The sequence below is a fragment of the Sodalinema sp. genome (assembly GCF_046483825.1).
Lineage (GTDB): Bacteria > Cyanobacteriota > Cyanobacteriia > Cyanobacteriales > Geitlerinemataceae > Sodalinema.
Genome location: NZ_JAWOCL010000150.1, coordinates 20096 through 30527 on the forward strand (window position 1 = coordinate 20096; position 10432 = coordinate 30527).

The following is a 10432-nucleotide window of genomic DNA, read 5'->3' on the forward strand; positions in this document are numbered from 1 at the left end:
AGTTTAACCTGTCGGTTATTTACTCTAATTATATCTCGTTGGCCTGACCCTGTTCCGGGTTACGAGTTAAAACTTTACAAACTTGTGGCAAAGCAATAACTAATTTTGCTTCAATTTGTCAAGGGCGGTTTTCACCTCAAGTTTCTCAGGAATCCCTGTGGTTTTGCTGAGCGAGAGGGGATTATTCCCGTATAAACACTGAGCTTAGAGTCTAGAAACAGGTCACTTTTCCTTGATCCCAGCTTCACTCTCGGGAGGATTGAGACGGCGATCGCACGTCATTACTATAATTTTGAATGGCTTGTTGAATGGTCTCGCGTAAGTTCGCATAAACTTTGGCAAAGGGAGGTTGGCGATCGGACCATCCGAGGAGATCATGAGTGACTAAAATTTGACCGTCACAGCCGTCTCCGGCCCCAATACCAATGGTAGGAATGCTGAGCTTGTCGGTGACGGTTTGAGCTAACTGACTTTCGATATGTTCTAAAACAATGGCGAAGGCTCCAGCGGCTTCTAAGGCTAAGGCTTCCGAGAGAATTCGCGCTCCTTCGATGTCGGTGGTTCCTTGTTTGCGATAGCCAAGCTGATGCACCGATTGCGGGGTGAGTCCGACATGGCCCATCACGGGAATCCCGGCTCGTACTAATTTCGCGACAATTTCGGCCATCTCCGGATGGCCCCCTTCTAACTTCACGGCGGCGGCTCCGGCTTCTTTGAGGACTCGGCCGGCTGAATGCAAGGCCTGTTGAGGACTTTCTTGATAGGTCAGGAAGGGCAAATCCACCACCAGCAAGGCCTGTTTCACGCCTCGGCGAACGGCTTTGGCATGGTGCAACATCTCGTCTAAGGTTAAGGGTAAGGTGGTCTCGTACCCGAGGGCGACCATGGCGAGAGAATCCCCCACTAAGATTAGATCGACGGCGGCTTGATCGAGAACTTTGGCGATCGCATAATCCCAAGCCGTCAAAGCGACGATAGGACGGTTTTCCTGTTTCCAGCGTCCCAGGGTTCGAGGAGTAACAGCCATAACATTAGACGTAATGGGGAGATCCCCTGAAGGGTTGACATCACCAGTTTGACACTCTCGGCGAATCACGCGACGGAGATTCTTCCTTCAGCGAGCCAACTTACCCTGACCGGCTTTCGCCAGCCAAGATAGAGGTTGATTCTCCAGAAGCGTTACCTGCATTAAATACAGAGGTTTCGACGTGCCCCGTCGTACCCAATCCTGAGTTAAGGATGTTAATAGCTGCGTTGTGGTCTCGATCTAACTTACATCCACACTGACAAACCTGTGTCCTTGTGGATAAAGATTTCTTAACGATAGTGCCACAACTGGAGCATTGCTGAGACGTGTAAGCCGGGTTCACCGCAATTGTGACCCGCCCAAACACCCTGGCAAAATACTCTAACCAAACTCTAAATTGATACCATCCAGCGTCATTGATTGACTTGGCTAGACAGTGGTTTCTGACTAAGTTTCTCACTCTCAAGTTTTCGTAGGCCACAACATCGTTAGATGTGATGACGCACCGCGCCAACTTGACGGCATGGTCTTTACGCTGCCTACTTATCTTGAGGTGAGCTTTTCCTAATAAAGCCCTGGCTTTGGCTCTATTCTTAGACCCCTTTACCTTGCGGCTAATTTTTCTCTGGAGTTGTTTTAGCTTAGCCTCCCCTACCCGGTAGAACCGGGGGTTGTCAGCTTTGCTCCCTTGTGAGTCAGTATAAAAGCTTTCAATCCCTACATCTAGTCCAATTGTCCTGTGAGTCGGTTCAATGTTTTCACGTCGATCAGCTTGAATACAGAACTGCACATAATATCCGTCAGCCCTTTTAATCAACCTGACTCGCTTAATATCCTCCTTGGGGTAGACGTTGAGGTCACGAGTTCCTTTTAGCTTGAGCTTGCCAATCCCTAGCTTATCAGTAAAGGTGATTGATTTACGGTTGTCGGCTATCTTCCAGCTTTGAGTTTTGTACTCAATTGAGCGATTGCTCTTTTGGAATTTTGGATAACCTTTTTTGCCAGGAACTTTCTTTTTACAGTTGTCGTAGAAGCGAGAAATAGCCGCCCACGCTCGGTCTGCTGATGCTTGCCTAGACATAGCATTGAGTTTCTCAGCGAATGAAAACTCTTTAGCCAGCACAGCACTATATTTGCTGAGGTCGTACTTCCCAGTTTTTGGGTGATCTATCCACAACCGAATACATTTATTGCGGATAAATTGGACAACTCTGATTCCCTCATCAATGGCTGCAAACTGGCTTGGCTTCCCATAGGCTTTAAACTCAAATAAAAGCATGATTCGACCTAATTAACGCTTCTCCATATCCTGGCATACTTAGCGTATGATGGCAAGGGGACTAAAGTCCCCGAGTCGCTTTTCCACCCCGCTCTAAAGAGTCGGGGCTATCAAGCTCCCGAATCCTGGCGTATCGAAATTGGTGAATTTCCCAGACGGTTGTTAAATGACAGGCTGTCCTCGCGATATCCTAGTCAGTAGTGGAACCCTTTAGAAAACTGCCTCTCAACGGGTCGAGTCCATTTGGGTGACGCCTCATCTCCTCCACAGCGCCCAGTCTGCCCCTTCTACCCTTCTCAAAACTTGTGTTTTTTCGTTCGACTCCCAACCGCTCGTCTCCGAGATTGTCATTGCGTACGGCCCTGACAACTCCTATTGTTCTACTGGTGGTCTTGTTTACGGCGGCGATCGGGTTTTCCTCCTATCGCTCGGGCCAACGAACGGTCGAAGATTTCGCGACTCAGTTACAAAATGAGGTCAGCCGCCATATTCTCCAGTATTTGAGTCAGTATCTGGCCACCCCCCGCCAATTGGCTCAGACAAACGCCGCCGCCTTAAACTTGGAAACCCTCAGTTTAGAGGAGTGGCAGGTGACAGGGTCCTATTTTTGGGAGCAGATGCAAGCCTTTGGGGTTGAAGGTCTGTTTTACAGTGAGGGAACTCAGGGACAACTGCTACTATCCCGTGACGATGATGGCATGGTTGAGCTTTATCGTCATCGTGATGATAATGGTGACCAGCCTCTCTGGCAGGGGGTGACGATTAATCGTCAAGGACGATTCCTCGATGAGTCTGAAGATCCCCCTCAAGGCTTAACGGAGGTTCTCGATCGCCTGGCCAGTCCGCCGGTTTCGGGTCCCGTTTGGCAGCAGTTGTCGTCTGGGAATTTGTTGGCGATCGCCCCTCTGTATGGGACGGCTGGGGAGGTACGGGGAACCCTAGCGGTCGAGACCCAGTTAGCTCCCCTAGGGCCATTTTTACGGCAATTGACACTCACGCAAGGCGGCCAGGCCTTTATTGTCGATCGCCAAGGCCAACTCATCGCCAGTTCGGCTCCTCAACCGTTTAGTCAAGCTTCTGTGACCCGTGGTGAGGATGAGGATTCCCTAGCGGTTCTCAATAGTCGCAACACCACCATTCGCGCGGCGGCGAATAGTCTTGTCAATCGTTTTGGCGGTTTGGAAACGATCCAAGGGACGCAAATTTTCCAGTTTACGCAGGGAGGTAGCCGCTATTTTCTGCAAGTGACTCCCTTTCGCGATGATTGGGCTCTCGATTGGTTAGTGGTGGTGGTGGTTCCCAATACTGAGTTGATGAACCCGATTTGGCTCAATGTATTCATTATCGTGGTGTTGGGAGCCATAGCGATGGTCACGGCGGGCATTATTGGCTGGCAATTGGCGGGGTGGTTGGGCGATCCGCTGCGACGTTTAAGTCGGTCGATGACGCAGTTAGGACGGCGACAATGGTCGCCGACGCTGCCGATGATGTTTGAGGAGTCGTCGCGGGAAGTGGGGGTGTTGGGGAAAAGCTTTAATCGTTTGGCGTTGCGGTTACAAACGACGGTGACTCGTTTGGAACAGGAGAATGCCGCTTTGCAGGAAACGGATCGGCTTAAGGATTTGTATTTGCATAATTTGGCTGAGGAGTTCCGTAAACCGATTGAGGATGCGATCGCCCAGGTTGAGATGTTGAGCGATCGCCCCCATGCCTATTCTGAGCAGGATATCGAGGATTTACACAAGTTACGCAAACTTGGAACTCATCTTCTGGAGTTGATGGAGGACATCTCTGATTTAACTCAGATTCATTCGGGCCAGATGACTCCTGAGTTGGAGGCGGTGAATTTACATCGGCTCTTGGATGAGGTCGTTGATGACCATCAGGACGTCTTACAAGAGACCCACCTCAGCCTAGAACGGCGAGATTTCCCGCCGCCACTCTGTGTCACGGCGGATCGGCAGATGCTGAAACAGGTCTTGACGATTGTGTTTGAGAATGCGATTCAGTTCACGGAACGGGGGCGAATTCGCCTCTCAACGGCCATCAGCGGTCCGATGGGTAAAACTAGCTATCATGAGCTTCCTGAGGCGATTATCGCGGTGTCAGACAGCGGTATCGGCATTGAACCCGACCAACAGGAGAAGCTGTTTCAACCCTTTACGAAAATTGAGGGTTGCCCAGAAGAGCGTCGCGGTCCGGGATTGGGGTTGGCGATCGCGGCTAATCTTGTTTCTCTGATGAAAGGCAAAATTTTCATCGACAGCGAAGGCTGTGGCAAGGGAACCACGGTGACAATTGTTCTCCCAGTGAGCAATTAAATTAGGCGGTTAAATGGGGGTAGAGGTTATTCGGTGATGGCATCAAGGAGAACTTCCGAGAGGGTGGCCCGGTTGATGGTGTCGAAGGTGACGGTGTCGCAAATGTCAAATTTTGCCCCGAGGCTTTCTAATTCATCGTCTAGGGTGATCAGAAAGGATTGAAGTTCGAGATCTGTGCCGACTTGTAGGAGTAGAATGCCGAGTTCTTCTTCGCGGCTGAGACGTTTTGAAGCAGAAATAATGGTATTTTTAACCGCTTCAGTATCGGTAGGAAGACTGCCAATTAAAACAAAAATAATTTCGCCGTTTTGTTTGCTTTCTCCATAGCGACGATGGTGAAAATAGCGATTGATGGCATCTTGGAGAACGGGGGCTAATTGGGGATCTCCGGAGGGAGGATGTTGACTAAAGAGGGCGGGGATGCGACTGGAGGTGCTGCGATCGCAGTATTGGAAGCTGTTGTTATAAAAGTAAAGGTCGATCCCCTTGAGATCTAAGCGTTCGCAGTGAGTCGCCACGGCTAGGGTGGCATCTTCTAGGATGGCTTGCAGGGTAATGTTATGGGTGGGATCGACCACAATCATGTTGGCACTGCGATCGACAATTAGGGTATAGTCTCGACGTTGGATTAAGTCACCGCCATCGGTGAGAATATCGGGATGACTGGTGTTGTCCTCAAGATCCGAGAAATTCGAGGGAGTTCCCTCGTAGTTAACGCCAAACATTGTGGTTGGGTTGAAGTCACCAGGATTTATATTGACCATGTTTTAATCGCTCCCGAGGAGATAGTTTTAGATTGAGAAAGGTCTAATTTGAATCTAAATTGAGTTAGAGAAATTGTTGTAAGTTGGAGTCCTCTTTTAAGGTTTTTAGAACTGATTTAATATCCTGGGTGCGGTCTTTTTTGACAATTAGGGTGGCATTGCCATCACGAACCACGACCACGTCCTCTAAGCCAATGGTGACAATAAGTTCGTCCGGGTTGCTGTTATAGAAAATACTATTTTGGCTATCCTGCCCAATATGGCGGCCGAGTTCGACGTTGCCCGATTCGGGGCTGGTGTTGTCCGATTGCAGGCGATCGAGGGCGTTCCAATCCCCGAGATCGTCCCAGCCAAAGGAGACGGGAAGGACGGCGGCCCGTTGAGTTTTCTCCATGAGGGCATAGTCGATACTGATTTTGGTTAGGTTGGGATAGGCGTTTACCCCCTCTTGCTGAAGCTGTTGCATCAAGTCTGGGGCGTATTGTTTGAGTTCCTCTAGGGCGACTCCGGCTTGGAAGATAAAAATGCCACTGTTCCAGCTAAAGCGTCCGCTGGCCAGGAAGGTTTCGGCGGTGGGGCGATCGGGTTTTTCCGTGAAGCGGGCCACTTGGAAGGCGGCTAAGTCTTTGACGGTTCCCTGGGGGTCCCCTTGTTCGATGTAGCCGTAGCCGGTGGAGGGATAGGTGGGTTTAACCCCGAGGGTGACGATCGCCCCTTGCTGTTGGGCCACCTCAATGGCGGCGTGGAGGGTATGGTGGAAGGCTTCGGGGGGGTCAATCCAGTGATCGGCGGGGAAAAAGCCCACCACGGCGTCGGGGCCATGGCGTTGGCTAATTTCTAGGGTTGTCCAAGCGACGGCGGGGGCGGTGTCTCGGCCTTCGGGTTCGATGAGGAGATTGGCGTCGGGGAGTTCGGGTAACTGTTGACGGACTCCGTCGGCCAGATGGCTGGCGGTAATCACCCAGAGGTTGTCCCAGCCGTTGGCCAGGGGGAGTAGGCGATCGGCGGTGGCTTGCAAGAGGCTGCGATCGCTCCCATCCAGGCAGAGAAATTGTTTCGGGCGTTCCAGACGACTCAGGGGCCAGAAGCGTTCGCCTTTACCACCAGCAAGAATCACAGGGGTGAAAACCATAGGGAGCCTATTCGTGAATGAATGCACCTATGTTATAGCAGGAGGGAAGGGGGGGGAAGAAGGGAACGGGGAACAGGGAACGGGGAACAGGGAACAGGGGAGAAACAAGGTAGGGGCGAACCCTTGCGATCGCCCTCGGGGAATTGGGACCCAGTTCGACCCATTTTTCTCCCCATGTAATAAAAGTTACTTGCAATAAGTAGCCGAGATTACCACCATTATCCACCGAAACAGGATGGGGGAAATTGCCTACTTCCATCATGGAATAAGGGTTTAAAGCTCCTGAAAGCCGCAAGAAATCACAAATCTTTACAAAAGTTAATAGACTTTTATTGAGAAAGATTCTAGTCTAAGGGTCAGTTGCTTATTGACGAGATTTAGCAATAAGCCCTGCAAACCACAAACTTGTGAGTCGAGCCTATGCAAACCTACGATAATCCCAAAGTCAAATATGACTGGTGGGCCGGAAATGCCCGATTTACCGATATGTCGGGCTTATTTATCGCCGCCCATGTCGCCCAGGCGGCCCTGATTACCTTTTGGGCCGGGGCTTTCACCCTATTTGAAATCTCTTGGTTTGACCCAACCCTCCCCATGGGAGAACAGGGGTTAATCCTGCTTCCCCACCTAGCCACCCTCGGCTGGGGGGTCGGCGACGGTGGGCAGATTGTTGATACCTATCCCTACTTCGTCGTCGGGGCGGTTCATCTGATTTCCTCCGCCGTTTTAGGGGCCGGGGCCTTGTTCCATACCTTCAACGCCCCAGAAGACCTCAAAACCGCCTCAGGACGTGCCAAACGCTTCCATTTTGAATGGGATGACCCCAAACAGTTGGGTCTGATTTTGGGACATCATCTGCTCTTTTTGGGAGCCGGGGCCTTGTTGCTGGTGGCGAAAGCCATGTACTGGGGTGGACTTTATGACGCCGCCAGTCAGACGGTTCGGGTTGTGAGCGAACCCACCCTGAACCCCTTTGTGATTTATGGCTATCAAACCCATTTCGCCACTGTCGATAATTTGGAAGACCTCGTTGGCGGTCATGTTTATGTGGGCGTGATGCTGATTGGTGGCGGAATTTGGCATATCTTAGTTCCGCCGCTGAATTGGGCGAAAAAGGTGCTGATTTTTTCCGGGGAAGCGATTTTGTCCTACTCCCTCGGCGGAATTGCTTTGGCAGGATTTGTCGCCTCCTATTTCTGTGCGGTGAATACCTTGGCCTATCCAGTAGAGTTCTATGGCCCCGCCTTAGAAATCAAACTTGGAATTACTCCTTATTTCGCCGATACCGCTGACTTACCCTTCGGCACCCATACCGCTCGTTGTTGGTTAGCCAATGCTCATTTCTTCCTCTCGTTCTTCTTCCTGCAAGGACATTTATGGCACGCCTTACGAGCCATGGGGTTTGATTTTCGTCGGGTTGACAAGGCGTTAAATTCCCTAGAAACCTAATCTCATCTCTCTTCTCTCTCTGGTTTTTCTTCTCTCTCTGGTTTTTCTTCTCTCTCTACTCTGTTGTCGCTTCTCACACCTTTGACTTATGAACTGTCCATGTTGTTCGGGAAAATTACTGCGTCAGGTGAGTCGCCGTGAACTGACCTGGTACTGTCTGAGTTGTCGCTCGGTGTTTCCGAACTCGACGACCCGCTTGGAGACAGTTCAACCCTCTAATATGCCGGTATCTTCTCGGCGTTAAGTCGAAAACAATCAATTCGTTATTAGGAGGTTCTAGTCTATGGTCTAATGTGTTGCCTTGGATATCAAACTGTGAGGGCGAACAGCCGTTCGCCCCTACAAAATGGGTTTTGATGTTTCCCTAAAACTTGTTGTCTTGAAATTTGTTGCCATTCAATCTCTAGTATTATGTCAAAAATTGGTCTTTTCTTTGGAACCCAAACTGGAAATACGGAAGCGGCGGCTGAGATGATTCAGTCGGCGTTGGAGGGAGATAGTGTCGTGACCCTTCATGATGTGGCTGAGGCAGATTTGGATGAACTGGGTGAGTATGATTGTCTGATTATTGGTTGTCCGACTTGGAATATTGGTGAGCTACAAAGTGATTGGGAGGGTTTATATGATGAGTTAGATGCTTTGGATTTTAGTGGTAAGAAAGTGGCCTACTTTGGCGTGGGAGACCAGATTGGCTATGCGGATAATTTCCAGGATGCGATGGGGATGTTAGAAGAGAAGATTTCTCAATTAGGGGGTGCGACGGTTGGCTATTGGCCGACGGATGGCTATGAGTTTGAGGAGTCGAAGGCGGTGCGCGATGGTAAGTTTGTTGGCTTGGCCCTCGATGAGGATAATCAGTCGGAGATGACGGAAGAGCGGGTTCAGGCTTGGACGAGTCAGTTGAAAAGTGCGTTTGGACTGTAAGGGTTGAGGCGGACGGTTTGTTTCTAAATAATCCCCGGTTTCTGGACAGATGCGGTTTGCAGAAGCCGGGGATTTGGTTTGGCTGAGGGATGGCTGGGTTAGTCGGGAATAATTTGTTGAGTTTCGGTCTTTTGGGTTCAGAATGATAAGGAAAATTGATGGCAGATTATATCCGGTACTGTAGGGGCGAAAAATTTTTCGCTACAATTTTGTACTTGGCAACAATCCCCTTGTCGTATTTGCTGGGTTGGTCGTTGGCTCATGGCGGCTGTTTGGGTGCTTTCTGGGGTGCAGTATAGGCTGAGGTGCGGTGCTTGTCGATGAGTCGGGGTTAGTTGCTGGGGGGAGTTTCGGGTGGGGGGATGTTGCAGAGAGCTTGGTCGGCCTCGGTGACGTTAGGATTATAAGTGAGGTAGGGGCGCAACCAGTCACAGGCGCGATTGAGGAGTTCATCTAAGGTTTCCACTTTCCAAATTTTGACGGTTCCGTCCTCTGACGCCGAGACCACCCTTGTGCCATCTCTATTAAACTCCGCACTATAGACCGGACCCGAATGAGCCTCAAGAGAGTGGAGGAGTTCCCCAGTGGTCACATCCCACAGCCTCACCGTTCCGTCGTCTGAAGCCGAGACCACCTGAGTGCCATCCCCATTAAACGCCGCACTCCTGACCAAACGAGCCTCAAGGGAGTAGAGGAGTTCCCCAGTGGTCACATCCCACAGTTTCACGGTTCGGTCCTGTGAAGCCGAGACCAGCCTCGTGCCATCCCCATTAAACTCCGCACTCCAGACCCAACCCGAATGAGCCTCAAGGGAGTGGAGGAGTTCGCCAGTCCCCACATCCCACAGCTTCACGGTTCCGTCCCCTGACGCCGAGACCACCCTCGTGCCATCCCCATTAAACTCCGCACTCGTGACCGGACCCGAATGAGCCTCAAGGGAGTGGAGCAGTTCCCCACGGCTGACATCCCACAGCTTCACCGTTCGGTCGTCTGAAGCTGAGACCACCTGAGTGCCATCTCCATTAAACTCCGTACTCCAGACCGGACCCGAATGAGCCTCAAGGGAGTCGAGGAGTTCCCCAGTTGTTGCATCCCACAGCTTCACCGTTCCGTCCCCTGACGCCAAGACCACCATCGTGCCATCCCCATTAAACTCCGCACTCCTGACCGAACCCGAATGAGCCTCAAGAGAGTGGAGGAGTTCCCCAGTTGTTGCATCCCACAGCTTCACCGTTCCGTCTCCTGAAGCCAAGACCACCCTCGTGCCATCCCCATTAAACTCCGCACTCGTGACCCAACTCGAATGCTCCCATGTGTTGCGAAGACGGATATTTCGTAGAATCCCACTGAGACTTGCAATCGGTCGCACCGTCCGATAGTTCTGGCCAGGAGGGGTTGTCTGCTGCAACTCCCGAGCCGTTCGCGTTGCCGTTAATAGCGCCTCTAACTCATCGTTGCGCTCAAACTGTTGCAACGCCAACCGACTATCGCGCTCCAATCGCGTAATCAACCGTGCCGTGTTCAACTCCCGATTTC

The 10432-nt window shown here is 51.1% G+C and carries 8 protein-coding genes; 3 read left to right on the top strand and 5 right to left on the bottom strand.

The window, feature by feature from the left end:
• Nucleotides 1-244: 244 nt before the first annotated feature.
• Both panB and R6U67_RS09860 read right to left on the bottom strand, forming a co-directional pair.
• Nucleotides 245-1027: a 3-methyl-2-oxobutanoate hydroxymethyltransferase gene (gene panB / locus R6U67_RS09855; RefSeq protein ID WP_410252375.1), complete on the bottom strand. Its 783-nt coding sequence runs from the start codon at nucleotides 1025-1027 to the stop codon at nucleotides 245-247.
• A 100-nt stretch (nucleotides 1028-1127) separates the two neighbouring features.
• Nucleotides 1128-2306 carry an RNA-guided endonuclease InsQ/TnpB family protein gene (locus tag R6U67_RS09860; protein WP_410252376.1) on the bottom strand — a complete coding sequence of 393 codons (1179 nt, stop codon included), beginning with the start codon at nucleotides 2304-2306 and terminating at the stop codon, nucleotides 1128-1130.
• Nucleotides 2307-2656: 350 nt separating this feature from the next.
• On the opposite strand from R6U67_RS09860, the gene R6U67_RS09865 reads away from it, so the two are divergent.
• Nucleotides 2657-4627 (top strand): ATP-binding protein, encoded by a 1971-nt coding sequence (locus R6U67_RS09865; RefSeq protein WP_410252377.1) that lies wholly within the window; start codon nucleotides 2657-2659, stop codon nucleotides 4625-4627.
• A 26-nt stretch (nucleotides 4628-4653) separates the two neighbouring features.
• Here R6U67_RS09865 and R6U67_RS09870 read toward each other — a convergent pair whose 3' ends face one another.
• Nucleotides 4654-5391 (bottom strand): hypothetical protein, encoded by a 738-nt coding sequence (locus tag R6U67_RS09870; RefSeq protein WP_410252378.1) that lies wholly within the window; start codon nucleotides 5389-5391, stop codon nucleotides 4654-4656.
• A gap of 64 nt (nucleotides 5392-5455) precedes the next feature.
• Complete coding sequence (locus tag R6U67_RS09875) at nucleotides 5456-6523, bottom strand: mannose-1-phosphate guanylyltransferase (RefSeq protein ID WP_410252379.1); 1068 nt, start codon at nucleotides 6521-6523, stop codon at nucleotides 5456-5458.
• A 420-nt stretch (nucleotides 6524-6943) separates the two neighbouring features.
• Between R6U67_RS09875 and R6U67_RS09880 the strand changes: the two genes are divergently transcribed.
• Nucleotides 6944-7972, top strand: coding sequence for a chlorophyll a/b binding light-harvesting protein (locus tag R6U67_RS09880; RefSeq protein ID WP_410252380.1), 1029 nt, complete (start codon nucleotides 6944-6946; stop codon nucleotides 7970-7972).
• Nucleotides 7973-8383: 411 nt separating this feature from the next.
• Nucleotides 8384-8896 (top strand): flavodoxin FldA, encoded by a 513-nt coding sequence (fldA, locus tag R6U67_RS09885; RefSeq protein ID WP_410252381.1) that lies wholly within the window; start codon nucleotides 8384-8386, stop codon nucleotides 8894-8896.
• 331 nt (nucleotides 8897-9227) lie between these two features.
• Here the strand turns inward: fldA and R6U67_RS09890 are convergent.
• Nucleotides 9228-10432, bottom strand: a 1205-nt coding sequence (locus R6U67_RS09890) for a WD40 repeat domain-containing protein (RefSeq protein WP_410252382.1), incomplete at its 5' end; no start/stop codon positions are given.